At 35.2% G+C, this 26,827-nt stretch carries 26 protein-coding genes, 1 pseudogene and 1 riboswitch; of the genes and pseudogenes, 13 read left to right on the top strand and 14 right to left on the bottom strand.

The window, feature by feature from the left end; all coding sequences use genetic code 11:
• Positions 1–265: 265 nt before the first annotated feature.
• A pseudogene (locus tag SPD89_RS02375) lies at positions 266–1,840 on the bottom strand (ribonucleoside-diphosphate reductase subunit alpha); the annotation flags it as partial.
• Between the two features lie 142 nt (positions 1,841–1,982).
• A riboswitch (cobalamin riboswitch) is annotated at positions 1,983–2,175 on the bottom strand.
• 63 nt (positions 2,176–2,238) lie between these two features.
• A complete protein-coding gene (locus SPD89_RS02370) occupies positions 2,239–3,144 on the bottom strand; it encodes a LysR family transcriptional regulator (RefSeq protein ID WP_336260354.1) in 906 nt (301 codons plus the stop codon).
• Between the two features lie 242 nt (positions 3,145–3,386).
• Here SPD89_RS02370 and gdhA point away from each other — a divergent pair, with 242 nt between their 5' ends.
• Positions 3,387–4,715: an NADP-specific glutamate dehydrogenase gene (gene gdhA, locus SPD89_RS02365; RefSeq protein ID WP_336260426.1), complete on the top strand. Its 1,329-nt coding sequence runs from the start codon at positions 3,387–3,389 to the stop codon at positions 4,713–4,715.
• 145 nt (positions 4,716–4,860) lie between these two features.
• Here the strand turns inward: gdhA and SPD89_RS02360 are convergent, their stop codons facing one another.
• Entirely contained in the window at positions 4,861–5,160 is a 300-nt protein-coding gene (locus SPD89_RS02360) for a hypothetical protein (RefSeq protein WP_336260353.1), read from the bottom strand.
• 214 nt (positions 5,161–5,374) lie between these two features.
• On the opposite strand from SPD89_RS02360, the gene SPD89_RS02355 reads away from it, so the two are divergent.
• On the top strand, positions 5,375–6,016 hold the full coding sequence (locus SPD89_RS02355) for a helix-turn-helix domain-containing protein (RefSeq protein WP_336260352.1): 642 nt from the start codon (positions 5,375–5,377) through the stop codon (positions 6,014–6,016).
• Positions 6,017–6,050: 34 nt separating this feature from the next.
• Positions 6,051–6,782: an NAD-dependent deacylase gene (locus SPD89_RS02350; RefSeq protein ID WP_442961026.1), complete on the top strand. Its 732-nt coding sequence runs from the start codon at positions 6,051–6,053 to the stop codon at positions 6,780–6,782.
• A gap of 350 nt (positions 6,783–7,132) precedes the next feature.
• On the opposite strand, the gene SPD89_RS02345 is transcribed toward SPD89_RS02350, so the two are convergent.
• Positions 7,133–7,438, bottom strand: coding sequence for a hypothetical protein (locus SPD89_RS02345; protein ID WP_336260350.1), 306 nt, complete (start codon positions 7,436–7,438; stop codon positions 7,133–7,135).
• Positions 7,439–7,492: 54 nt separating this feature from the next.
• Positions 7,493–8,185 (bottom strand): histidine kinase, encoded by a 693-nt coding sequence (locus SPD89_RS02340; RefSeq protein WP_336260349.1) that lies wholly within the window; start codon positions 8,183–8,185, stop codon positions 7,493–7,495.
• A 315-nt stretch (positions 8,186–8,500) separates the two neighbouring features.
• Between SPD89_RS02340 and SPD89_RS02335 the strand changes: the two genes are divergently transcribed.
• Genes SPD89_RS02335 through SPD89_RS02305 form a run of 7 tightly spaced genes read left to right on the top strand, consistent with a single transcriptional unit; the run spans position 8,501 to position 14,261 of the window.
• The gene (locus SPD89_RS02335; protein ID WP_336260348.1) at positions 8,501–10,900 is read left to right on the top strand and encodes a Na+/H+ antiporter subunit A; all 2,400 of its coding nucleotides are present in this window, start codon (positions 8,501–8,503) and stop codon (positions 10,898–10,900) included.
• Positions 10,890–11,312: a Na(+)/H(+) antiporter subunit B gene (locus SPD89_RS02330; RefSeq protein ID WP_336260347.1), complete on the top strand. Its 423-nt coding sequence runs from the start codon at positions 10,890–10,892 to the stop codon at positions 11,310–11,312. Before SPD89_RS02335 ends, SPD89_RS02330 begins: the two co-directional genes overlap by 11 nt.
• 2 nt (positions 11,313–11,314) lie before the next feature.
• Positions 11,315–11,653 (top strand): Na(+)/H(+) antiporter subunit C, encoded by a 339-nt coding sequence (locus SPD89_RS02325; RefSeq protein WP_336260425.1) that lies wholly within the window; start codon positions 11,315–11,317, stop codon positions 11,651–11,653.
• A complete protein-coding gene (locus SPD89_RS02320) occupies positions 11,646–13,130 on the top strand; it encodes a Na+/H+ antiporter subunit D (RefSeq protein ID WP_336260346.1) in 1,485 nt (494 codons plus the stop codon). The genes SPD89_RS02325 and SPD89_RS02320 overlap by 8 nt, the downstream gene beginning before the upstream one ends.
• A 15-nt stretch (positions 13,131–13,145) precedes the next feature.
• Positions 13,146–13,628: a Na+/H+ antiporter subunit E gene (locus tag SPD89_RS02315; protein WP_336260345.1), complete on the top strand. Its 483-nt coding sequence runs from the start codon at positions 13,146–13,148 to the stop codon at positions 13,626–13,628.
• Positions 13,628–13,912: a Na(+)/H(+) antiporter subunit F1 gene (locus SPD89_RS02310; protein WP_336260344.1), complete on the top strand. Its 285-nt coding sequence runs from the start codon at positions 13,628–13,630 to the stop codon at positions 13,910–13,912. Before SPD89_RS02315 ends, SPD89_RS02310 begins: the two co-directional genes overlap by 1 nt.
• Complete coding sequence (locus tag SPD89_RS02305; RefSeq protein WP_336260343.1) at positions 13,890–14,261, top strand: Na+/H+ antiporter subunit G; 372 nt, start codon at positions 13,890–13,892, stop codon at positions 14,259–14,261. The genes SPD89_RS02310 and SPD89_RS02305 overlap by 23 nt, the downstream gene beginning before the upstream one ends.
• Before the next feature lie 293 nt (positions 14,262–14,554).
• Here SPD89_RS02305 and rlmN read toward each other — a convergent pair whose 3' ends face one another.
• Positions 14,555–15,619: a 23S rRNA (adenine(2503)-C(2))-methyltransferase RlmN gene (rlmN, locus tag SPD89_RS02300; protein WP_336260342.1), complete on the bottom strand. Its 1,065-nt coding sequence runs from the start codon at positions 15,617–15,619 to the stop codon at positions 14,555–14,557.
• A 203-nt stretch (positions 15,620–15,822) separates the two neighbouring features.
• On the opposite strand from rlmN, the gene SPD89_RS02295 reads away from it, so the two are divergent.
• A complete protein-coding gene (locus tag SPD89_RS02295) occupies positions 15,823–17,058 on the top strand; it encodes an MFS transporter (protein WP_336260341.1) in 1,236 nt (411 codons plus the stop codon).
• A 105-nt stretch (positions 17,059–17,163) separates the two neighbouring features.
• Positions 17,164–18,225 carry an NAD(P)/FAD-dependent oxidoreductase gene (locus SPD89_RS02290; protein ID WP_336260340.1) on the top strand — a complete coding sequence of 354 codons (1,062 nt, stop codon included), beginning with the start codon at positions 17,164–17,166 and terminating at the stop codon, positions 18,223–18,225.
• A gap of 42 nt (positions 18,226–18,267) precedes the next feature.
• Here the strand turns inward: SPD89_RS02290 and SPD89_RS02285 are convergent, their stop codons facing one another.
• The 4 genes from SPD89_RS02285 to htpG form a co-directional block, all read right to left on the bottom strand.
• On the bottom strand, positions 18,268–18,957 hold the full coding sequence (locus tag SPD89_RS02285; RefSeq protein ID WP_336260339.1) for an LrgB family protein: 690 nt from the start codon (positions 18,955–18,957) through the stop codon (positions 18,268–18,270).
• Positions 18,950–19,318, bottom strand: a complete 369-nt coding sequence (locus tag SPD89_RS02280; protein WP_336260338.1) for a CidA/LrgA family protein — start codon at positions 19,316–19,318, stop codon at positions 18,950–18,952. The genes SPD89_RS02285 and SPD89_RS02280 overlap by 8 nt, the downstream gene beginning before the upstream one ends.
• Positions 19,319–19,344: 26 nt before the next feature.
• Positions 19,345–19,944, bottom strand: coding sequence for an SAM-dependent methyltransferase (locus SPD89_RS02275; RefSeq protein ID WP_336260337.1), 600 nt, complete (start codon positions 19,942–19,944; stop codon positions 19,345–19,347).
• 885 nt (positions 19,945–20,829) lie between these two features.
• On the bottom strand, positions 20,830–22,710 hold the full coding sequence (gene htpG, locus SPD89_RS02270) for a molecular chaperone HtpG (protein WP_336260336.1): 1,881 nt from the start codon (positions 22,708–22,710) through the stop codon (positions 20,830–20,832).
• Between the two features lie 223 nt (positions 22,711–22,933).
• Between htpG and SPD89_RS02265 the strand changes: the two genes are divergently transcribed.
• Positions 22,934–23,389, top strand: coding sequence for an Hsp20/alpha crystallin family protein (locus tag SPD89_RS02265; protein WP_336260335.1), 456 nt, complete (start codon positions 22,934–22,936; stop codon positions 23,387–23,389).
• A gap of 42 nt (positions 23,390–23,431) precedes the next feature.
• Here SPD89_RS02265 and SPD89_RS02260 read toward each other — a convergent pair whose 3' ends face one another.
• Genes SPD89_RS02260 through SPD89_RS02245 form a run of 4 tightly spaced genes read right to left on the bottom strand, consistent with a single transcriptional unit; the run spans position 23,432 to position 26,814 of the window.
• Entirely contained in the window at positions 23,432–24,634 is a 1,203-nt protein-coding gene (locus SPD89_RS02260; RefSeq protein WP_336260334.1) for a 3-oxoadipyl-CoA thiolase, read from the bottom strand.
• Positions 24,631–25,281, bottom strand: a complete 651-nt coding sequence (locus SPD89_RS02255) for a 3-oxoacid CoA-transferase subunit B (RefSeq protein ID WP_336260333.1) — start codon at positions 25,279–25,281, stop codon at positions 24,631–24,633. The genes SPD89_RS02260 and SPD89_RS02255 overlap by 4 nt, the downstream gene beginning before the upstream one ends.
• Positions 25,271–25,966, bottom strand: coding sequence for a CoA transferase subunit A (locus SPD89_RS02250; RefSeq protein ID WP_336260332.1), 696 nt, complete (start codon positions 25,964–25,966; stop codon positions 25,271–25,273). The genes SPD89_RS02255 and SPD89_RS02250 overlap by 11 nt, the downstream gene beginning before the upstream one ends.
• The gene (locus tag SPD89_RS02245) at positions 25,966–26,814 is read right to left on the bottom strand and encodes an alpha/beta hydrolase (protein WP_336260331.1); all 849 of its coding nucleotides are present in this window, start codon (positions 26,812–26,814) and stop codon (positions 25,966–25,968) included. The genes SPD89_RS02250 and SPD89_RS02245 overlap by 1 nt, the downstream gene beginning before the upstream one ends.
• Positions 26,815–26,827 lie beyond the last annotated feature (13 nt).

Genomic DNA, 26,827 nt, shown 5'->3' with positions numbered 1-26,827 from the left:
AGCAGCAAGAGAATTTTAGCACGGGATTGTCTTTAAGAGGATGTTCAAAAAGTCTGGTAAAAATGACACTGCGAATTTCGCACGAATGCTTGTTTCTCCGCCCGCCGCTGATGTATCTAAATCATACACTTCGCTGACGGGAGCTGCGCCGCCTCGAACTTCTTGGTCCTTTTTATCCTCCTTTTTGAAGAACACGCACTTTAATAGAAAGAGTTTCCCCGTTTAGCAAGGTTTTCCTTAGCGGATTACTCCACTAGGCCGCTGGTAAGTTAACGGCTCTATATTTCTGGTTGGTTAACTCTGCCTGTTTAATAGGCAATGTATTTATATCAATAACGTTATCTAGCATTCTTACTTGGATTGGAATCAGTCTTTCCAAAGCATTATTTGGTACAGCACGTCCAAGATTAATTGAGCTTAGATTACAAACGACATAATCACCAGTCTTATATTTTTTCACGATCACATCTTCATTTTCTATATATTCTTCTAAAAACTGTGTCGGTGACTGATTTTGTGTGATTTCTGTACATAAATTAGAACAATAAATAATTCCTGCATGATTATTGTTATTTCGACGATTCACTTCATCACGGTAAAACATAAATGGTGTTCCTGTTTCAAGCTGGGAAACCATAATTCGCTTCATTATTTCAATTGCAGGGACTTTTCTTTTCGTTAATTGCTCATTTCGTATACACTCTTCATATTTTTCACGCCAGGAGCCGGCACCTTTTTCTTCATCATAGAAATCTTCTAACGCATAACCCATCACTTGTTTTACTTCATGTGGGTCTAACAAATACCAATCGCCTCTTTTTTCAACTTGTTCCATAAAATAATCCGGTAAACAAACACCAGGAAAAATATCATGAGCCCGCATCCGTTCATCACCGTTATTTAATTTCAAATCTAGGAAAGATTCGATATCTGCATGCCAGACATCAAGGTAAATCGCAATCGCTCCTTTTCGGGTTCCTAACTGGTCTACACTAACGGCAGTATTGTTAAGTTGTCTAATCCATGGAACAACCCCACTTGACATTCCTTTAAACCCTTTAATGCTACTGCCACGAGCTCGAACTTTCCCCATATATACACCAATTCCGCCACCGTTTTTCGATAACTGAGCAACATCTGTGTTCACATCATAAATTGACTGTAAACTATCATCGACCGTATCTATAAAACAACTTGATAATTGACCGTGTGTTTTACCAGCATTATTCATTGTTGGAGTGGCAACGGTCATATATAAATTACTTAATGCCCAATATGCCTCTAGAACTAGTTGCTTTCGCGCTGATTTTTCTTCATCTTGCATCAGGTGCATCGCAATAATCATCCAGCGTTCCTGAGGAAGCTCGTATATATTTTTATCATGATCTGTTGCTAAATAGCGTGTAGCGAAAGTATAAATTGCTAGATAGTGAAATAAATTATCTTTTGCCGGATCAATATGTTTATTAAAATAATCGATCTCTTCTTTTGTATATTTTTCTAGTAGTGCAGTTGTATAGATTCCTTTATCCGTTAATAATTTAATAAGCTGATAGAAATCACCGTATTTTTCTTCAACGGTGTTTTTACGGTTATTGGCCGCTTTTTGATAAAGTTGTTGTAAGTATATTCGGCTAGCAAAGAAAGTCCATTCGGGATTTGCCTCATCGATATTTTCTAACGCATTTTTTATTAATAGATCCGTTATTTCCTCAAAACTAGAACTCTCATTAATTTGTCTGGATGTCTTTTCTTTATATTCCTCAATTCGTAATTGTAAACCTTCCTGCGCATCTTCAATCAATTTAGAAAGATTTACTTCTTTGCTCATCACAGCCATCCTATTTTCCTCCTTTTTCAAATAAAAAACCGTTCACCCGAGATAAAGGATGAACGGCATAAAGAGACAAAAGGATTTAAACGAAAAAAATAATCCATAATAACTTTCGTGCCGCTTCCCTATCCCTCACCCCGGAGAAATGAAACTTAAGTTAAGAAAGGCAGGTCTCCTGACTCATGCGTATTCGAATAAGATCCTTCCCATACCTTTTACAAACATATAAAATGGTATAGTGGCACTTCTTATTCGACACATTTACAGTTGCGGGGGCAGTTCCAGTTTCACACTGGATTCCCTTTTAAACACGAATGTGTCACCTTTTTAACTATATATTGTATTAAATTTTAATTTTATAACTATATATTGAATATACTAGCATAAATCAATTTCTATAGCAACTAATTTTGATACAATTCTAGTCTCGTAAAAAACTCTTTAATAAACTCATAAAATAACTTTTCCGTTGGTAATAATTCTCTTTCTTTAGGTATGATTGCTCCAACTGAACGTTTTAAACTTGGTTCAATAACAGGGATTTTTACCGTTGCTCGAGGCAAACAATCGACAATAGTTACTTCTGGTATTAATGTTACCCCAAGACCCGCTGATACCAAACCTTTTATAGAATCAATATCTTTTCCTTCAAAAGAAACTTTTGGACGAAAACCTCTTTGAATACAACCTTCCATAATAACTTCTCTTAAAACAAACCCTTCAGGAAATAATACAAACGATTCATCTCTTAATTCGATTAACTTGAGTGAAGATCTGTTAGCGAGTGGATGATTTGAAGGAATTAAAGCAACTATATCTTCGGTAAACAGTACACTGCTATGAATCTTTTCTTTGTCATTAGGCAGTGGACCGACGATTGCAATATTTATATCACCTTTGACAACGCCCTCGATTAATTCATTGTAAGAATCTTGATAAAGCTCAAACTTTACATCAGGGTATTCTTTTCTAAAATGATAAATAGCGGTTGGAAGGATATAAGATGCTAAACTTGCAGAAAATCCGATGTGTATCGTTCCTTTATGAGGATCAATATATTCTTCAACAACCTGCTTCGCGTCATCAATCACATTAACGGCTCGTTCCATATGTTCTAGAAAAATTTTTCCAATTCTGGTAAGGCGAACTGTTCTTCCTTCACGTATAAACAGATCGACCCCAAGCTCTTCTTCTAAATTAAATATTTGTCTACTAACTGCTGATTGAGCTACATGAAGTTTATTTGCAGCCTCTGTAACATGTTCTCTTTTCGCAACTTCCATAAAATATTTGATCTGTCTTAACTCCAAAACAATCACCTCCAATACTATTATCGCATAAAAGCATTAGTTATATCTATAATTAATATTGTTTAGATTGATTATCTTCTGTTACAATATAAATATGGATACTTATGTAAAAACTTATAAGCTAACTCCTTTTGTTTAATAATAGATTGTAAAAGGAATTATATCAGCTAGAAAAGGAGGCGAACATATTGTTAAGCACAAAAGAAAATTCAACGAAAGAGGAACAAGCTGTTATTGACTATATGAATCATGTTTACGAAAAAGTAAAAGCTCGTGACCCTCATGAAAAGGAATTTTTACAAGCAACAAAAATACTTTTTGATTCTCTTGTACCCGTCTTTGTGAAAAATCGCACATACAAAGATTATAACATTTTAGAGCGTCTTATCGAACCTGAAAGAGTAATTATATTCCGTGTTCCTTGGATTGATGATGATGGTAATGTTCAAGTTAATCGAGGCTATCGCGTGCAATTTAACAGTGCAATTGGACCTTACAAAGGTGGAATTCGTTTTCATCCAACTGTTAATTTAAGTGTTATGAAATTTTTAGCATTAACACAGATCTTTAAAAACTCCTTAACAGGCCAAGCAATCGGCGGAGGAAAAGGTGGAGCTGATTTTGATCCTAAAGGAAAATCCGATAATGAAATTATGCGTTTTTGTCAAAGCTTTATGACAGAGCTTTACAAGCATATTGGGCCAGATACAGATGTTCCCGCTGGTGACATAGGTGTTGGAAGACGTGAGGTCGGTTATATGTTTGGTCAATATAAGCGTCTACAAGGGGCTTATCATGCCGGTGTCTTAACAGGTAAAGGGCTAAATTATGGTGGTAGTCTAGGGCGAACAGAAGCAACAGGGTACGGAACGATTTATTTTGTAGATGAAATGTTAAAAGACCGCCGAATGAACATGAAAAACATGACAGTAATTACTTCAGGATCCGGTAATGTGGCTATATACGCAATGGAAAAAGCTATTAAATTAGGAGCAAAAGTTGTAGCATGTAGTGATTCTAATGGTTATGTTTACGATAAAAATGGATTAAGTTTACAGACAATCAAACGGATCAAATTTTCAGAAGGAGCTCGGATTAAAGAATATATTAAATCCCATCCTGAAGCAGAATATTTTGATGATTGTTCTAAAATTTGGTCTGTCCCATGTGATATTGCTTTGCCTTGTGCTACACAAAATGAAATTGACGGAGACGCTGCAAACATGCTCATAACTAACGGTGTGAAAGTTGTTGCAGAAGGAGCAAATATGCCTTGTACGATTGAAGCGATTGACGCCTTCATAGATAACGGAGTTCTATTTGGTCCCGCTCAGGCAGTAAACGCAGGCGGAGTCGCATGTTCTTCTCTGGAAATGGCACAAAACAGTGCACGATTAAGCTGGACTTTTGAACAAGTTGATGAAGAACTACAACATATTATGAAGAATATTTATCGTAATTGTACAAGAGCAGCACGAAAATATGATCAACCTGGTAACTTAGTCGTTGGTGCAAATATTGCCGGGTTTACAAAAGTTGCCGATACGATGATTGAACAAGGTGTAATTTAAGAAGTACAACCTAAAGACTTTTCACTACGTATATTGGAGGCTGGGACAAAATTATTTAAATCAAGGATAAACTAGATATTATAGTAGATGTAAATAAACCACTTAGGAAATATAGCGTTTTCGTTATGTCCCAGCCTCTACATTTTTAATTTATTTGATTATGTGACTTCACAAAATATTTAAAGATTGGTTCGACATTACTGTATGCATTATTATTCGCTTTTTTCATTTTTTCAATACTATTCCTGAAAAGCATAAAAATTGCTAAAAGCTTCACTTGAATAACTCCCTGATTCACCAGTTTAGAAGCCATTTCTGGAGATTTCTCCATATCCTGAAGGAGCTCATCAAAGATCAATAATCCACCGCTAATCACTTCAATGTAACTAGAAACTTCATTGATATTCGCTTCTAAATCAAAAGCATATTCTTTTACTTCTCTCAATATGATCACCTCTCCTTTTAATGTAAACGGATTCAAAACAAAAAATGGATTGTCTATTTAAATACAACTTGTACACCTCACTTCCAAAATAATTGATTGATATACCAATCATAATATATAATGATTCATTTATCAATCACTTTGATTGAAATATTGATAGATCGATAAAGATAAGGTAAACTACTCTTAAAATGACAATACAGTAGGTGAATATATGACTTTCGGTTCCTATATTAAAAGATTAAGGTTGGAAAATAATCTTTCTTCTAGGAAGTTAGCTGAACGATCTGGCATCTCTCAAGGATATTTATCCCAACTAGAAACTGGTGCAAATAAAAACCCATCTCCCGAAATAGTAAAAAAATTAGCTAATGGATTGAATGCCGATTATACGCTTTTAATGTATAAAGCAGGTTACATTACAAAAGATTTTTTAACACAGATAAATGAAAAAGATAATAGGAGCAATGAGAATTTTGATTACAACAACCAGGCATCACAGCCTTATCCCCTATATAGCATTAAAGATAAAAACAGTTATGGAAAAAAGCCATTAACCTTGTTAGAAATAATAGAGCTATGCCATGAATATAAGCACTTAAAGAAGAACGATAACTTAGGGGAGAAACCTCATTCTTTAAATAATGAAGAGTTAAAAAATACAGATTTTATCAACAATTACTTAGTTAAAGAGAACTTCAGCGACTTATATCAAGATCCAATTGATTTATACACATTGTTACGTTTAAATATTGACACTTCATTCAAACAACAGTTACTTACAAAAAAAGAGAAGAAAAAAATCTTAAATGTACTGCAAGCAATCTTGGGTTTTGAGGAATATAAAAGCGATTGATGGTAATCACTTAGGGTCAATTAAGAAAGGAAGGATATTATTGGATAAACTTGTTCAACTTCTACAAGATTCAACTTACACAATTGTTTTTACTGGTGCAGGAATGTCAACGGAAAGTGGCTTACCTGATTTCAGATCAAAAGATCGAGGCCTATGGAAAAAGTTTAACCCGAATGAACTTGCAAACGTACATGCCCTCATTCACAATACAGAAGAATTCACCAACTTTTACCGCTATCGTTTATCAGAAATAACGAAATATAAACCGCATGAAGGGCATCTTGTTTTAGCAGATTGGGAAAAGTTGGGGAAAATTAAAGGCATCATCACCCAAAACGTGGATGCATTTCATCATGATGCCGGTAATTCAAATGTCATGGAATTACATGGATCGTTCCGTAAATTTCATTGTCATAGCTGTAAAAAAGAATATGAAAGAACTGATTATCTAGACGGGAAAACAGCATGTGAATGTGGGGGAACCATACGACCCGGCATTGTACTTTTTGGGGAAAACTTACCTCAAGACACATTTGAAAAAGCTGAACGTGAAGCAACCCAAGCCGATTTATTTATCGTACTTGGATCTTCCTTATCTGTATCTCCGGCAAATATGTTTCCACTAGTCGCAAAAGAAAATGGGGCAAAATTAATAATCATTAACCGAGAACCGACTGATTATGATATGTATGCAGACCTTGTTATTCAAGATAAAAGTATTAAAGAGGTATTAGTTGAGGCTGATCAACAACTAAACTATGGCTAGCCAAACTTTCGATTAGAAGACCTAGAAATCCCGTCATATTGAGATTTCTAGGTTTTATTTGGTCACTACTACCTTTTTTCGAAAATGTCGTGTGGATTTTTTACCCCGGTATTTTATAAATTTCATTGTGATTTTTCTCAGGCATCCCGGGAACCAGCTGGATGAATTTGATCCTCTTCAACTATCATAATGACAGTTAATCATTAATGGGTGAAAAAGATTGTCGCCCAATCGTAGCTGTCTCCCACTCCCCTTAATTGATATTCAAAATTGTGTTATTCCCAAGACCAAACGAAAGATGTTTTCATAAAGGCACGCATTCGATAATTGATAGGATGAAAAAGTGTCACCTACCTTATTCTTCGGAGTTCTCTTTTCATCTCCCGGTTAAATCCTTCTGTTAATTCTTCCAAGAGCTCATCCCAATCCTCGTTAAAATGCTTATAAATTTTCGGGTATTTTTTTCTGAGACGTATAATTCCAGCTGCGTGGAATTCTTTTTCTCCTTCCAGTTCATCTAATATATCTGACGGTATACTATTCGCCATCTTTTCTAACTGTATAGCAGGAATAATACCCTCGTTAAACCATTCAAAAGCTTGAATATAAAGTAATGGGAACGCATCTTCATCCGAAGCTAGACGCTCCAAATCCATTTTAACATATTAACCATCACGCTTTAAATGTAAGATTAAAAAACCAAGTGGGTTTTATTCACTTGGTTTTTCATTTATATTAATATTAGGCGTTTCTTTTATTTCGTCCACCACGTGATCTTCTGTTACTCTCACTTGGTGACTTTTTCCGCCACAGACATATTTAAATATACCATTATTAAAGTCTGTGCCAATTTCTTTATAAAAGACACCTGCAAACAAATTATGCTTTGACTTTGTAAAAGAAAGGACAAAGCCCGCTTCATCTTTTTTCAAATATCCTCGTATTCCTTTTTCATACATAGCCTCATCATTTACTTTTAGCGCTCTGTCTACAGATACTACATGGACATCAACAAATACTAATTCTCTCAACAACGCATTTACGAAAGAACCCTTCGTTATTTCTTCCCATCTATTTTGTGGCTTCTCTCCAATAATCACTTGGGTAATATTATATTTATAGGCTACTTCCTTTATTACCTTCACTATTGGGCGTGTTTCACTATCTTTTAATATAAATTTCTCTGCGCCCAACTCCTCAGCAAGATCATGCCACTGTTCTATATAGCTAGCTTTTTCTGCGTCAAATTCATCTGAAGAAAGCTGATCTACTGTTAATACATAAAAGGGGCTATTTGATAATTGGGATAGCTCGTAACCGCGCCTGATTAGCCGCTCACCATTTGGACCATAATAAACACAAACCAAAATTCTTTCATCCATACGGCTTTTAATTTTTCCCATTAGATGCCACCCTCTCTAACCATTATTCTTTATTTCTAAATTTACCTATCCATTATACGTTAAGTTTCAACTTTTTTCTATGGTTATTATTCTTATCTAAAGTTTGTGAAAATGTTGCAAAAAATAACTCATTTTTTGAGCATCCTCTTTTATTAAAAATAGCGAACTTGAAAATCTAAAATTCAATAAACTAAACTAAAAATACTTGGATGTTTTACGTGCGTTACAATTTTTAATAGTATATAATTAACGGGAAACTTGAAAAATAACTATACTTTACAAAATTAAAAATCTACAAACTAAGGAGGAAAAAAATTGCTTACAATAAATATAGCGATTATTCTTCCATTTCTGGCAGCTATGTTTATTATAATTTTCTTAAGAAACTTTCGACAGTTTCACATCGGTTGGTTGGTTCTCCTTATTCCGGGTCTACTATTTTTCCTTATATTCCAACATATCCCTGCCATTGCAAACGGACAAACGTTTACAAATCAATTTAACTGGATTCCTTCATATAATATTAATTTTCTTACATACCTAGATGGTCTAAACATGATCTTTGGGTTATTAATCACGGGAATCGGTACACTTGTTGTTTTATATTCCATTTATTATTTATCCACCGATCAATCACTTATTTCTTTTTATATTTACTTACTACTTTTTATGGGAAGCATGCTTGGAGTTGTGTTTTCAGACCACTTAATGATGCTCTATGTTTTTTGGGAATTAACCAGTATTTCATCCTTTTTATTAATCGCATATTGGTATCAGCGTAAAGGCTCTCGATATGGTGCTAGAAAAGCGTTAATGATAACTGTTCTTGGTGGATTCGCTATGTTAGCAGGTTTTCTAATGCTTTATGTTGTAACTGGAACATTTAGTATTAGAGAAATCATTGATTCTAGTGCCATGATAAAAAGTCATCCGCTTCTTTTACCAATTATCAGTTTAATTTTGCTTGGAGCTTTTACAAAATCAGCTCAATTTCCTTTTCATACCTGGTTACCAGATGCAATGGAAGCTCCTACGCCAATAAGTGCCTATTTACATTCGGCAACTATGGTTAAAGCCGGTATCTACATCATTGCTCGATTTACTCCAGTATTTGGTGGTGTGGAATTTTGGTTTTGGGCCGTTACTTCCGTCGGATTATTTACATTATTTTGGGCATCACTTACTGCCATTCGCCAAACTGATTTAAAGGCATTGCTTGCATACTCTACGGTGAGTCAACTTGGATTTATCATAACTTTATTTGGGATTGGATCTTTATCCTTTCATCCTAATATTCATGTAGATACGAATACAATTCTATATACACAAGCAATATTTGCAGCATTATTTCACCTAGTAAACCATTCTACATTTAAAGGTGCTTTATTCATGATCGTTGGAATTATTGACTATCAAATTGGTACACGTGATTTACGAAGACTGGGCGGGCTAATCGCTTTTATGCCGATTACTTTTACGATTGCATTAATTGGTAGCTTCTCTATGGCTGGTTTACCACCATTTAATGGATTTCTAAGTAAAGAAATGTTCTTTACGGCAATGTTGAGTTTAAAAGAATTTAACATTTTCTCTGTTGAAAGTGTTGCAACACTCTTTCCTGTAATTGCTTGGATTGCAAGTATATTTACATTTGTCTATAGTATGATGATCGTTTTTCAAACTTTCTTTGGTACATACAAAGAGCATCCAACCGCAAATCCTAAGGAACCTCCATTTGGGATGTTGTTACCGCCAATAACGTTAGGTTTATTAGTAATCCTTATTTTCTTCTTCCCTAACATGTTAAGTGATTATATATTAAAACCAGCTGTATATAGTGTTTTTGCAACCGCAAATTTGGAACCTTTTGGTACGATTACATTATGGCATGGATTTAGCAAGGAACTAATGATGACGATTGGTGTCGTTCTAGCAGGGGTCACCATCTTTCTGTTACGTTCCTATTTTAAAAAAATTTACATTCTGTTCCCGCAAATGCTTTCTTTTGATACCATTTATAACCGCTCATTAGAGTTTGGTGATTGGTTTGCTAAAGAAATAACGAATCGATATATGACCGGATATTTGCGTCATTATATGGCGTATATTTTTCTTGTGTTTATGGTCTTGCTAGGTGGGTCATTATATTTCTTAGATGCTTTTTCATTTACAACTCAAAATGATCAATCTGTTGGCCCGTTCAGTTGGATACTTGCGGGGACAATTGCAATTGCCGGTATGTCGATTATTTTTGCGCAATCACGTTTAACCGCCATTGTCTTTAATGGGTATATAGGGTTTGCGATTGCAATGTTTTTTGTCATATTCAAGGCGCCTGATTTAGCCTTAACACAACTAGTAGTAGAAACAGTAACGACTGCGTTATTTTTACTTTGTTATTACTTTTTACCTGAGTGGGAAAAGGTACCGAGACGGATTAATTGGGTAAATATCATTATTTCAATAAGTGTAGGGACAATATTTACTTTAATTGCATTAAGCGTTAATAGTGGAAGATTATTCGATTCAATTTCTACATTTTATGAACATGCAGATGAACTAGCTGGTGGAAATAATATAGTTAATACGATACTAGGAGATTTCCGAGCATTTGATACGATGTTAGAAGTTATCGTATTATTCATTGCAGGAATCGGCGTTTATACGATGATTAAATTTAAGCAAACGAAAGGGGCAAGTAAAATTGAAGATTAATGAAGTTATTTTACAGACTGTAACAAGAGTCGTAGTCTTCATTATTTTAACTTTAGCCCTCTATCTTTTTTTCTCAGGACACAACGCACCTGGTGGTGGATTTATTGGTGGGCTAGTACTCGCATCGAGTCTTGTCCTTCTCTTTCTAGCCTTTAATATTGAAACAATAAAACAAGGAATTCCTGTCGACTTTAAACTCGTTGCTGCAACGGGGGCTGCAATTGTACTATTAACAGGATTTGGTGCTACTCTGTTCGGTCAGCCGTTCTTAACACAGTCTTTCGCTTATTTTGAACTCCCTTTTTTTGGCACAACTGAACTAACAACCGTAACTATTTTTGAGACTGGTGTAGCACTGGCAGTCTTGGGAGTGGTTGTAACAATCATCCTTAGTATTAGTGAGGACGTGTAATGATGGAAACATTAATTATTATTGTTGCAGGGGTCTTGGTAACAGTTGCAACTTATTTACTATTATCTAAAAATTTAATTAGAGTGATACTTGGTACAGCCGTATTAACTCATGGTGTACATTTACTTATTATGGCAATGGGAAGCTTTAAAGGAAAAAATGTACCAATTATTGATAAGGACAAAACATCTTATGTCGATGCCTTGCCGCAAGCATTAATACTAACTTCCATAGTTATAAGCTTTGCCGTAACAGCATTTTTTCTAGTGCTTGCCTATCAACTTTATAAAAGAACTCAAACTGATGATTTAAATAAGATGCGGGGGTACCGTCATGAGTAACCTGATTGTTTTGCCGATGGCGCTCCCTCTGCTTGTAGGTGTATTACTTGTTTTCTTTCGATCATATATTGTTCATCAACGTTGGATTACTTTTGGGTCTTTACTTGTTAATGCTATTATTAGTTTTTATATTTTGGAGCGGATACAATCGGAGGGAATTATTACATTAGATTTTGGTGGGTGGATCCCGCCATTTGGCATTTTGTTTGTAGCCGATTCTTTCGCTATGTTACTTGTTATTACAACAAACATTGTTAGTGCAATTTGCGTTCTTTATGCGATGCCCACAATCGGTTTAAAAAGAGAGAAATATTACTTTTATTCCTTCGTTAATTTTTTAGTTGCCGGTGTTAATGGTTCATTTTTAACCGGGGATATTTTTAATTTATTTGTTACGTTTGAAGTTATGTTACTCGCTTCATATGTTCTGATTACATTAGGTGGCTCAACACTCCAATTGAAAGAAGCAATAAAATATATTGCCATCAATGTCGTATCTTCTTCCTTATTTTTAATCGCTATCGCTTATTTATATGGTACATTAGGTACACTAAATATGGCGCATTTATCGCAAAGAATCGCTGAAGTAGGACAGACGCCAGGATTAACCGTCATTAGCTTTTTATTCCTAATTGTATTCAGTTTAAAGAGTGGACTAGTATTATATCAATGGCTACCAGGTTCCTACAGCACACCTCCAACAGCGATTGCAGCTTTATTTGGTGCTTTACTGACAAAGGTAGGTGTTTACGCCTTATTCCGTGTCTTTTCGCTATTGTTTTATCATAACCAACAAATTACACATACTATTATTGGAGTAATGGCGGGTATTACTATAGTCGGTGGCTGTATAGGTGCAGTCGCTTATACGAATATTAGACAAATTGTAGCTTACAATGTCGTCATTGCGATAGGTTTTATTCTAGTTGGACTGGCAATTATGACTTCTACAGCGATTGAAGGAGCTATATTTTATTTAATTCACGATATGTTTCTAAAAGCATTGCTGTTTTTATTAGCTGGAACAATGATTTACTTAACGAAGACAGAAAAGTTAGATGAAATGAGTGGATTAATCCGAAATTACCCTGTTTTAGGTTGGATGTTTTTCATTGCCCTATTATCGTTAACAGGGATTCCACCGTTAAGTGGCTTTCTCGGAAAAGTTCTCATTGGAGAAGCCGCTATTGCGACGGGATCATACGTATTACTTGGACTAAGTTTTGCATCTGGTTTAGTTGTACTATACTCCTTATTACGAGTTTTCATGAGTTGTTTTTGGGGAGAGACCATTATCAGTGAAGAAGAAGAAATTCCTTTGAATAAAAAGCTTGTTCTACCGAGTGCTCTTTTTGTTGTCATTACATTTGCACTTGGACTTGGAGCAGAAGGAATCGCGCCTTATCTTTCCAATGCAGCAGAAACGTTAACAAATCCTTCTATTTATATTGATGCCATTATGTCCGATAAACAATGATTGGAGTGTGACAACGTGGCGGAACAATTTTTATTAAATTTATTTATTATGGTTCTATGGGTCTTATTAAAAGATGAGACTGTTCTTCGAATTCAAACGGTTATGACCGGTTTTATCATCGGTAGTTTCATCGTCTGGATTATGCGGCGTTTTTTTGGTGGTCAGTTTTATTTACGACGTGTTATATCTGTAATAAAGTTGATTCTTATCTTCATTTCTGAAATTTTGCAATCTAGTGTCGTTGTTATTAAACATATTCTAAGTCCCAAAATCGACATTGAACCAGGTATTTTTAAATACAAAACCATTTTGCATAGTGACCGGGAAGTAACAACGCTTGCTCTTCTACTTACACTTACCCCTGGTTCTGTCGTGATGGAAGTAAATGAAGAAGGAAATGTATTTTACATTCATGCAATGGATATAAAAAGATATAAAAGTGATTTAGAACGTTCATTAAAAGTGTTTGAAAAAGCAATCATGGAGGTAACGAGATAATGATTGAAACTATACTTACTATATCTTTAGTCTTATTCGGGATCGCAATTTCAATCACATTTTTACGTATACTAATTGGTCCCACATTCCCCGATCGAGTTCTCGCAATGGATGTTTTTGGGGTTAATTTAATTTCATCGATGGCTATTATCTCGATCCTTTTTCAAACTCGTGCTTTTTATGATGTTATTCTCGTTTTAGGAATACTTGCTTTTATAAGTACTATTTCTTTTTCTAAATTTCTAGAAAGAGGTGTCATCATTGAACGGAAACGAGATCTTTGAACTTATTGCGGCTCTTTTAATATTACTTGGTAGCATTATTAGTGTAATCAGTGCCATTGGCATTATCCGATTTAACGATGTTTATACTCGCGCTCATGCAGCTACAAAAACGACAACCTTAGCAGTACTTATTACATTGGTCGGTACGTTTATTTATGTATGGCTTGGTGAAGGGTTTATGAGCATACGACTTATCCTCGGTATTGTTTTCGTGTTCATGACCGCACCTGTATCCGGGCATCTCGTACTTCGTGCTGCCTATCGAGCAAAAGTAAAAATGGCAGACGAAACACTTGATGATGAACTAAAGCCCGTATTAGAAAAAAAGTTACAAGAAGGGGATAGCTAATCCCCTAAGTAAATTATCTTTGGATTAGTCTAGTAATAAACCCAAATTCTCTTCATCAGCAATAAAATAAATCAGCAGCGCTTGTGCAATCTTTCGGTAATAATTCGGCGTTTTTTTGAATATAACGGCGAATCCAAAATTTTATCGGCTTAAAAGGTTCGATGAATATAACGGCGGTTTTACAAATTTATCGGCGGGTTCGGGTTTGATGAATTTATCGGCGACGTGAGAAAAAACAAAAAATCTATTCCACCCGCAATAAGCGAATACAATAGATTTTTGTTGAATTACAGTTACCCTGCATTTCGTTTATTCATTTGTTTACTACGTAATTGCCCACAAGCCGCATCGATATCTGTTCCTTGTTCTAATCGTACTCCACAATTAATTCCTCGTGTCTGGAGTATTTCTTCAAAAGTTTGTATCGCTTCTGGAGTACTACGCTCATATTGAATATGTTCATTAACTGGGTTATACGGAATTAGGTTCACATAAGATAAATGACGTTTATTATGCAGTAGATTTGCAAGTTCCACTGCATGTTCTTTATCATCGTTCACTTCTTTTAGCAAAATATACTCAAACGTAATTCGACGATTCTTCTTATCTAAATAATAATCGATGGCATCCATTAATTTTTTTATTGGAAATGCGCGGTTTATTTTCATAATACTTGTTCTTAGATCATCATTTGGTGCATGTAATGAGATAGCTAAATTAACTTGAAGCCCAAGGTCGGCAAACTCATATATTTTATGTGCAAGTCCACTTGTTGATACAGTAATATGCCTTGCACCAATCGACAATCCTTTTTGGTCATTTACTACATTTAAAAAATTGACGAGGTTTGTAAAGTTATCAAAAGGTTCGCCAATCCCCATCACAACAATATGACTTACACGTTCGTCTTTCTTACGTTCATCTAAAAACATCTGTACCTTCATAATTTGTTCGACAATTTCTCCGCCAGTTAGGTCACGATTTTTTGCTAAAATACCACTTGCACAAAACGTGCATCCTATATTACAGCCAACTTGTGTCGTTACACAAACAGATAGACCGTAATGATGACGCATCATCACTGTCTCAATTAAATTCCCGTCTGTTAACTTAAACAAAAATTTAATCGTACCATCTGCAGATTCTTGTTGTAATTCGACATCCATTGATTGGATGATAAAGTTCTCTTCTAATAGTTCGAGGCAACTTTTATTCAAGTTTTTCATATCTTCAAAACGTGTTACTCGTTTTTTATATAACCAGTCCCAAATCTGCTCTGCTCGAAACTTTTTTTCACCTGACTCAACTAACCAATTGGTAAGCTGATCAAAGGTGAGACTATATATTGAATTATTCATTACTTTTTTAACCCTCTTTTATAAATATCTTAAAACTGCTCCCATAACATCATACCACATCAAGGATCGATAAAATACCTTATTTATTCAATCTTTTCCTCTATATATATCGACAAATAAATAAACAAAAACAAAAAGTGACAAAAACGTGACAAATATGATATATTTCATAATGCAACGACTCATCTGAAAGAAGGCTGATTATGAATACAACTACAAAGTCACAATCGAAACAGTTTATTGGGAAGAGTGAAAACAAAACTGTTTATTCGATCCTCTTTATAATTGGAATGTGTCACTTATTAAATGATTCTCTGCAATCGGTAATTCCTGCTATGTTTCCTATATTGGAGCAATCATTAGGATTGACTTTTACCCAACTTGGTTTAATTGCTTTTACGTTAAATATGGTAGCTTCTGTCATGCAACCTGTAATAGGGATGTATACTGATAAACGCCCAATGCCATATGCATTACCGATCGGTCTTTCTTTTAGTATGGTTGGAATGCTCGGACTGGCTTTTGCACCGAACTTTGTCATGATCTTAATCAGTGTTTTTTTTATTGGAATTGGTTCGGCAACATTTCATCCAGAAGGATCGAGGGTTGCCTTTTTAGCGGCTGGTCCAAGAAGGGGACTGTCACAAAGCATTTTCCAAGTTGGCGGTAATACAGGACAAGCGTTAGCTCCGCTCATTACCGCACTTGTCCTTGTTCCTCTTGGTCAGTTCGGTGCCATTTGGTTTACTTTAGTGGCAGGACTAGCAGTCTTATTTTTATTTTATATTGCAAATTGGTACAGGAAACAAATGATTACATATAGTACCAACCAGAAAAGAAAACTTGAAAATCGCTCCAGCAAAGCACCAAAAAAAGCAATCAGATTTGCTTTAATCGTGCTCATTTTTATCGTGTTTGCACGTTCTTGGTATCAAAATGCCATTTCTAATTTCTATGCATTTTACGCAATTGATTCCTATGAACTTACCATCGCAAAAGCGCAAATTTATACGTTTACCTTTTTATTTATGGGTGCTGTTGGTACATTTATCGGTGGTCCTTTAGCAGATCGTTTCGGAAAGCGGAATGTTATTCTTTTCTCGTATATTATACCTGCTCCATTAGCTATTTTATTGCCTTATGTAAATCAAATAATCGCTATTGGTCTATTAAGCTTAGTCGGACTTTTTATTATGTCGAGCTTTTCCGTAACGGTCGTATATGCACAGGAATTAGTACCAGGGAAAATAGGTACAATGTCTGGACTCATTGTCGGTCTAGCATTTGGGATGGGCGCCATCGGATCAGTTGCACTTGGATCCCTTATCGACTGGATTGGTCTATTTCCAACGATGATATTTGTTTCTTTATTACCATTACTAGGATTTTTAACATACTTACTTCCTAAAGACGAAAAAGTAGCCGAATGGTACAGTTGATGATTATTAGTTGATATACTTTTTCTAGTTTTTTCTTTACGAATTTGGTAATCTTAAAAGTAGGAAAGGCGAGATTTTCAGGCAAAATAATGCGGAGGTCTTATTATGAAAAAGTTAGTCATATTAGGCGGAGGATACGGTGGGATAAAAGTATTGACAGGACTTTTGGGTACTGCTTTACCAGAAGACGTACAACTAATTGTAATTGATAAAAATCCGTATCATTCTTATAAAACAGAATTTCATACGATTGTAGCAGGAACAGCAGCAGATATAAATGTTAGAACAGAATTTCCTGTCCATGATCAAGTGCATTATGAATTCGGAGATATTAGATCAATTAATTATGAAAAGCAAGAAGTTTATTTTAGGGATAAAAGCACGATTGTTACCTATGACTATTTGGTGATCGCTTTAGGCTGTGAAGATGCTTATCATGGAATTGAAGGTGCAGAAGAATATACAGAAAGTGTACAAAGTTTTTCAAAAGCTAGACATGCTGGACTCGCTGTCGGTAATCTAGGTGCCTATGGTAAAGTTTCAGTTGTTGGTGCAGGACTAAGTGGTATTGAGGTAGCTTCAGAAATCAGGGAGAGTAGACCCGATTTAAATATTCGCTTATTAGATAGAGGTGGGTCTGTCTTGCGTGCATTTGATCCTAAAATTCAAGCACATGTCGCCGATTGGTTTGTTAAAAATGATGTCGAAGTGCTGCATCATGCTAATGTAGAATATGTTGAAAAAGATGGTGTGTGTAATAACGGTATTTGTTATGTAAACGATGTTACAATTTGGACGGCAGGAGTTCAACCACACCGTATAGTAAGAGAATTACCTTTTCAAAAAGATAATCAAAATAAAATTGTTGTCAATAAATTTTTCCAAGTGCCAGGAAATGAAAATATTTATGTAATTGGTGATAATGCTTCTTCCCATTATTCACCTAGTGGACAATTGGCTGGTCAACAAGGAGAGCAAGTTGCAGTTATTCTAGAAGATATTTTAGACGGAAAACAGCCAAAAGAACCAAAAGAAATAAGGTTACGGGGAACACTAGGATCTCTAGGGAAATCGGATGGATTTGGAAGCATGTTCTCCCAATCCATAACTGGACTGCTTCCACGTCTTACAAAATCTGGTGTACTTTGGTTGCAAAAGCGTCACTAAAAACAGAAAAAACAACTGGTATGAATCTATGCCAGTTGTTTTTTATATGAAAAGTAAACTTACAAACGGCGTAATGACAGAAACAAACACCGCACTCAATATCATAGAAATCGTACTAATGGATCCCTCCAATTGGCTATTTTCCAGCGCTTTAGCTGTTCCAACGGCATGTGAAGCAGATCCCAACCCGACACCACGACCGACTGGATTTGTTAACCGAGAAACGTTAAATACATATGTACTAAACATAGCCCCAGATATTCCCGCTATCATCACAAAAACTGCTGCTAACGAATCAATCCCGCCTAAAGAAGCACTAATATCCATTGCAACAGGTGTTGTAACTGATTTTGGTGTAATCGAGTATATCATCTCTTCATTAAATCCGAGAACCTTGGTCAACAAAGCACCAGTTATCACCCCAATAAATGATCCAACAACCGAACCAACTAGCAAGGGAGCTAACAGTTTTTTTAATATCTCCCGGTTTTGGTAAAGAGGGAAAGCCAAAGCGACTACAGCCGGTCCTAAGAATGCATTGATCCATTCTCCACCAATCATATATGTGTCATAAGATATATTAAAAATAATTAGAAAAATAATGATGACAAACGTAGCGACAGCAACAGGGAGTAATAAAGGCGTGTATATTCTTTTATACAGCCATTTAGCAAATAAATAAGCGATAATTGTTCCAATAATAACTAAAGCTATAATTATAAAGTCATTCATTACTAATATCCCTTTCTTTAGCAAGCATTTGGCTCGTTACCCCAGAAGACAACATAACAAATAATGTACTGACTACTGTTATGACTATAAGAAGTATTCCTTTTCCTTTAAATAAATCATAGTAATTTAACACCCCAACTGTAGCCGGAATGAAAAAAAGAACAAGATGATTAATCATAAATCTAGCACCTTTTTCAATCCAATTTGCTTTTAATATCCCTGTTGTTAATAAAGTAAACATCAATACAAGCCCGATAACACTTCCAGGAATAAATAAATTAAAATATTGCTGAATCCATGCACCGATAGAATAAACACCAAACAATACACCAATCTGAATAACAAGCTTAACAAAGTTCAACAATTTTCTCACCGACTCTCAAAAAACTAATATACTCGATAAATGACAAACTTTCCATATTTCCCGTGATCACCGGGAACTTTTATTTTATTAATCATTTCAAAGGGAGTGCTCAAATGTAGAAATTCTTTAAATTCTGGAAGTGGATAATACAATATCAGCTCCACTGTCCTCCGATTTCTTTTAACTGACTTCAATATATTACCTATAACACTCTTAAAAATTTTTAATGAAAAAGGGTTAAAAAAATAAAAACAATTATCTTCCTCATTAACTTCATATTGTTCAGCAAGAGCATATTCCAATGTTATTGGGGCTCTAATATGCTGTCTTTTTTTTCGATAAGTACGTTTATTTTTTAGTGCTTCATCAAACGTTTTATCATGTGCTTCCACACCTGTGACAGGAATTTTAAATTGGTTATGAACATAAAAAGTTACTCTTCCTCGACCACAGCCAAAATCAACTAATCTGTCGTCCTCTTCAAACTTGTAAACTTGGAACAGCTTATCTAAAGCACTATATGGGGTTGCTTCATACCGGTTGTATGCAGTCGCTTTATTTCCCCATTCTCTTAATCCTACTGTTCTAATTTGTAATGTTCTGTCTAACTTTCTCTCTGCCAATGATGCTTTTCTCCATTCTCTACTATTTTCTATTAAAAAAGCCCCTCGCAAATGCGAATAGGGTTCTATCACACTATTAATCTATCATATTTTGAATAAAGTTTCATTTAAACTTGAATACTATCAACATTTTTCATTAAGATAAATGCTTATAAGTGCGTGTTCAAAAGGAGGATAAAAAGGATCAAGAAGTTCGAGGCGGCGCAGTTTCGAGCAGCAGAATGTATGCATTTAGATGAAAACATAGGGGTGACAATCCTGAAGCTTTTTCCGTCGTTCTCCTAGAAACAAATGAAGTCATCGGTCATTTAAAAATAAATAACATGACGATATCCTATTTCCAATACCACCATGTTCTTAAAATTAATTCTTATCCTAGAACTATGAACCTCTTTTTGCCCACCTAATATTTAATCAAATGGTATGGACTCTTTTCAACTGAAGTTTATACCTAATAAACTAATAAGGTTGTTTTTGAATAAAATATTGTGTAAACAAATCAAAAATGTAACAGGAAGTAGACGTGCCTTATTTCTTATTCATATTACTGATAATAAACAAAGCAAAGGCTGCAGCAAAACAACTAAATACACCTATCCATAAAACAGGTTCCATAATGACCTAGCCCTTTAGTATATTTATTTATTATACTGCACTCTAAATAACTAGTGATTGAAACATTTTCATATAGTGTATAATGATGTTTATTTATAATCAATAGTCATTCAACTAGTACAAAGAAGGCGGTCATTGTCATTCATCTCCCCATTGAAATGAGGAGGATTCTTGACCGCACAATCCTAGACAATAGAAAAAATCCGAACTAATATTCCAGTTCGGATTCTTCTTATCACTCATACATTCTTTGTCTCAGTCACTATTCGATCAAACCATTACTTTACAAATATCATTTGTAAACTCTACCGGGTCACCGATTGGCAAACCTTCAATAAGCATTGCTTGATTATAAAGTAGATTTGTATATAGTTTTAATTTTTCTTCATCTTGTTCGTAAGCATCTTTTAGAGAGTTAAATACATCATGATTCGTATTAATCTCTAATACTTTATCCGCCTTAACACCTTGTCCATCTGGCATCTGTTGCATCACTTTTTCCATTTCAATGGAAACTTCGCCCTCAGTAGAAAAACAGACCGGATGTGAACGTAGACGCTTAGACGCTTTCACTTCTTTTACCTTATCCGACAAAATTTCCTTCATTTTTTCAAATAACTCTTTATTATCGGATGCTTCTTTTTCAGCTTCTTTCTTTTCTTCTTCCGATTCTAGACCAAGATCGCCGCTAGAAACATTTTTAAATTCTTTTTCTTTATAGTTCATCAACATGCGGATAGCAAACTCATCGACATCCTCGGTAAAATATAAAATTTCATAGCCTTTTTCTGCAACCATTTCTGTTTGAGGAAGTTTTGCGATACGCTCATTAGACTCTCCTGTTGCATAATAAATATATTTTTGGTCTTCGGGCATGCGTGATATATATTCAGCTAAGCTAACGAGTTTTTCCTCTGTTGAAGAATAAAACATCAAGAGATCCTGTAGTACATCTTTATGTTGTCCAAAGTCACTGTACACACCATATTTAAGCTGTCTGCCAAATACATTGTAAAACTCTACATATTTTTCTCGATCGTTTTTCAGCATGTTTTGCAACTCTGTTTTAATTTTTCGGGTTATATTTTTCTCAATCATTTTCAGCTGACGATCATGTTGTAACATTTCCCGAGAAATATTTAACGACAGATCCTCGGAATCAACCATTCCTTTTACGAAACTGAAATAGTCTGGTAAAAGATCTGCACATTTATTCATTATTAAGACGCCATTAGAGTAAAGTTCCAGGCCTTTTTCATATTCTTTAGAATAATAATCGAAAGGCATTGTTGCAGGGATATACAAAATTGCATGATAACGAATGGTGCCGTCTACACTTGTATGAATATGTTTTAACGGCTTATCAAAACCATAATGTTTTTCCTGGTAAAAATTCTCGTAATCTTCGTCTGTTAATTCACTTTTATTTTTGCGCCAGATCGGAACCATGCTGTTGATTGTTTCTTCTTCCACATAGTCAACATATTCCTCTTCGTTATCTTCTTTCGGTTTACTTTTTGTCACATCCATTTTAATAGGATAACGAATAAAGTCAGAATACTTTTTGATAATTTCTTGTAAACGGAATTCTTCTAAAAAATCACTGAATTTTTCTTCTTCCGTATCCGCTTTTAACGTTAATGTAATTTCAGTACCAACTGCTGCTTTTTCTGCCGGTTGAATCGTATATCCTTCTGCACCTTCTGATTCCCATTTATAAGCTTGGTCACTTCCAAATGCTTTACTTACGACGGTTACTTTATCAGCTACCATAAACGCAGCATAAAATCCTACACCAAATTGACCGATAATATCAAAGTCTTCTTCCATCTCATTTTCAGCTTTGAACGCTAGGGAACCACTTCTTGCAATTGTTCCAAGATTTTCTTCCAATTCTTCTTGCGTCATTCCGATTCCTGTATCGGAAATGGTTAACGTATTGTTTTCTTTATTAGGTACTACTTTTATGTAGTAATCTTCACGATTAAAAGTAAGTGAGTCATCAGTTAACGTTTTATAGTAAATTTTGTCGATTGCATCACTGGAATTTGAAATTAATTCACGTAAAAACACTTCTTTTTGCGAATAAATAGAGTTAATCATCAAATCAAGTAATCGCTTTGATTCAGCTTGGAATTGCTTCTTCTCCATTCGGTAAACTCCTCCTATTTTGAAATACTTTATCCATATATATTTTAAAAGGAATGATAGAAAATTCAACTGAAATGACTCTTTTAAGACATATAGTCAAAAAAAGATTTGGTTCTCTCTCTAAATGTCACTATTTCTTAATAAAAATCGTATTTTATCAAGTTTAATTTATTATTTGTGTGGTAAAATAATTATGACTACTATTTTAAAAGGAGAATGTATTATGCAATCAATGAAACCATGGAACTCAAATGAACATCCGATCCAACGTTTAAAAAATGAAGTAGACGGATTATTTTCACGTGTTTTTAATGATTCCTTTATACCGACTCCATCTTTTATGAATCAAGGCTTTACCCCTAAATGTAATATTGAAGAAAAAAAAGACCATTATTTAGTTGAAGTAGAAATTCCAGGCGTTGATCCACAGGACATTAATATTGAACTAGAAGGAAATACAATGTCTATTAAAGGGGAGCGTAAGCAGAAAACAGAATCAGAAGATGAAGAAAATAAAATGCATGTTGTTGAGCAAAGTTACGGTTCTTTTTACCGCTCTTTTACTCTACCTGACAATGTAAATCCAGATGAAATAATGGCTGAGAATAAAAACGGCATTTTGCTTATTAAACTACCAAAAAGTAAAGAGAGCAAACCGCGCAAAATTGATATTAAATAAGAAAACGTTAAGCAGGAGGGAATTCCTGCTTAACGTTTTTTATTAATCTAAGTTTTCAATCATTACTGAAATTCCTTGCCCGACTCCAATACACATTGTTGCTAGACCAGTTTTGGCATCTCGTTTCTTCATTTCATGGACAAGTGTTGTTAAAATTCTTGCTCCACTTGCACTTAAGGGATGCCCTAAAGCAATCGCTCCACCATTTACATTAACTTTATCTAGATCTAGACCTAATTGTTTGATGCATTCGATTGATTGAGATGCAAAGGCTTCGTTTAGTTCAATTAGATCAAAGTCGGATGCTGATAATCCTGTTTTCTGCATCAACTTTTTTGTCGAATTAATTGGCCCAAGCCCCATAACAGCAGGCTCTACTCCCGCTGTAGCTGAAGAAATAAATTTAGCAATCGGGGTTAAACCGAGTTCTTTTGCCCGTGCAGCGCTCATTAATAATAACGCAGAAGCCCCATCATTAATACCAGACGCATTCCCTGCCGTAACAGTTCCATCTGAAAATATCGGTTTTAAATTACTTAATTGCTCTATTGTTGTCGTTGGACGCGGATGTTCATCTTCTTCAACGAAAGTGTCATTTCCTTTTCGATCTTGATATATGACAGGAACAATCTCATCTTTAAAACGATTGTTTTCCATTGCAATTCGTGCTTTTTCTTGGCTTAATAGAGCAAATTCATCTTGTTCTTCCCGAGAAATATTGTATCGTTTAGCTACATTTTCAGCCGTTTCGGGCATCGAGTCTGTACCGTACATTTCGTGTAGTTTAGGATTGACAAAACGCCAGCCAATGGTCGTATCAAACATTTCCATATTTCCTCTGGGAAAATCAACTTCTGGTTTCCTCATTACAAAAGGAGCCCGGGTCATACTTTCCGTTCCCCCTGCAATAACGATAGCTTGTTCACCAGCTAAAATGGATCTAGCTCCCATACTAACCGCATCAAGCCCTGATCCACAAAGACGGTTAATTGTCGTTCCACTGACATTCTGAGGTAACCCTGCTAACAATAGGGACATACGAGCAACATTACGGTTGTCTTCTCCGGCACCATTTGCGTTTCCAATTATAATATCATCAATTTCCTGTACCGGTAAGTTTGGATTTCTATCTAACAATGCTTTTATGACGACAGCACCTAAATCATCTGGACGAACATCTTTTAAAACACCATTATATCTACCAATTGGGGTACGAACTGCATCTATAATAACTACTTCGCTCATTTGCTTTTCTCCTTTTGTAGTGCTTCACGTACGGTATATTTTGCCGTAGTATTTTTCTCTACTTCTTCTAAAGTGGTATCTCCCATCAGTTCAATAAGTTCATAGCCAGTTTCTTCCCATTTAAACACTGCTAAATCCGTAATAATCATATCTGCTTTTCGAGTAGACGTAATTGGAAGCGAACATTTATCTACAAATTTCGGTGAACTATCTTTTGATAGATGCCCCATCGTAATAATTATTTTATTGGCACCTGTCAATAAGTCCATCGCACCTCCAACACCAATAATTCCTTTACCAGGGACTGCCCAGTTTGCAACAATCCCACTTTCATCAACTTGAAGAGCTCCTAGAACAGCTACATCTACATGTCCTCCGCGAATCATCGCGAATGAATCTGCACTATGAAAATACGATGCGCCAATTGCTTCCCCCACAGGAAGCTTTCCCGCATTAACAAGCAGTGGATCAATGTCCTTTTCCTCAACAGACGTGACACCTAAAAGTCCGTTTTCAGTATGTAAATAATAGTCTTCTTTGTTCAAATAATTAGTAACAAGAGTAGGAATGCCAATCCCCAAGTTAACAACCGAGTGGGAGACTAGTTCTTTAGCTGTACGCTTTGCAATTATCTCTTTAGGATTCACGCTTAACTACTCCTTTCTTCGTTAAGATGAGCTCACTTTTTACTATTGCATCCACATATAAATGGGGTGTTACAATTGCCTCTGGTGAAAGTTCTCCTTCTTCAACAATTTCATCTACTTCCGCAATAACAAATTTCGCTGCAGTTGCCATATTTGGATTAAAATTTCTAGCTGTTTTGTAATATACTAGATTTCCTTTTTGATCAGCCTTAAAAGCCTTCACTAAGGCTACATCTGCTTTTAAGGATCTTTCAAATAAATATACTTCTCCTTCAATTACTTTCGTTTCTTTTCCTTTAGCCAGCTCAGTCCCGACAGCCGTCTTTGTATAAAATCCGCCTATTCCGGCGCCTCCTGCACGAATTGCCTCAGACATCGTCCCTTGAGGGAGTAATTCTATTTCTAATTTGCCCTCATTATAGAATTGCACCGCTTCCCGATTACTTGTAAAATAAGAACCAATCGCTTTTTTAATCTTTCCCTGTCTTAACAGTAACCCTAGGCCTTCTCCAGCTTCACCGACATTATTACTTATTACTGTTAAATCAGTCGCATTATGTTCGATTAGTGCATCAATTAATGTGAGAGGGCTTCCAATAAGGCCAAATCCACCAACCATAACTGTGTCACCTGTTTTAACCTTTTTAATGACGTCCTCGGTTTTTTCAATTCTTTTTAAATCCATTATTTTCCCCCTCTAGTTGTTAAAAACTTACTAATTCGTTCGATAATTTCAGGCTGTTTATTGAAAATAAGCTCATAATGGTTAACATCTGTATTATGTACTTCTATATTTGAAATGGCCTCTCTAGTTTTGTTATAGCCAATATTTTGAAACAAAGGTGATTTACCTAAAATCTTGCCAGTTGCGATTAATAAAAATGTTTCACAAGAAATGTTTGTACACACCTTATCAGGTTCAAATCTATAAAAGCTTTCAAAGTCTTGTTTAATTAAACCTGGGTTCGATTTATGCTTCCAACCATTTTTGACCTTTTTAATGTCATATTTCACATTTTCAGCCAATACATCGTTCCACTGCACATTTAAATTTGTGTAAAGATTTTTTACTTCCTCGACATAATCAAGTTCAAATGGATAAATTTTTTCCAATCGTTTCAATGATGGCAAAACAAGCTGCCGTGTAGTCTCATCAGCTTCTCCTGCACCGTCCAGTAAAATTAACGCTTCCACTTGAGGAAGGCGACTTGCCACAAGAGCAGAAAGATAAGCACCCATCGAATACCCCATTAAAATAGGTCGTTCAATTTCGAGTGTTTCAATAAGATCAACTAAATCTTCTGCATGTGTAAAAATAGAAGTTTCTGCTAAGGCGTGATCACTATTTCCTCTTCCCTTCATATCGTAACTTATAAATCGATATTCCCCAGTAAATGCCTTTTGAAAATGATAAAATTGTTTATGATTCCCTGTTAAACCATGTACAGCAATTATCGTTCCTTTCTTGCCCGGTGAATCAAAAATGTAAAAAGTACTACCTTTATTCGTTGTAATAAAGTTCTTCACCCTCACTTCCTGCCTCCCA

It is taken from the genome of Pseudogracilibacillus sp. SO30301A, from assembly GCF_037072025.1.
In the GTDB taxonomy this organism is placed as follows: domain Bacteria; phylum Bacillota; class Bacilli; order Bacillales; family Amphibacillaceae; genus Pseudogracilibacillus.
The sequence above is the reverse complement of the archived record's forward strand: the minus strand, read 5'-3'. Positions and strand labels throughout refer to the sequence as shown.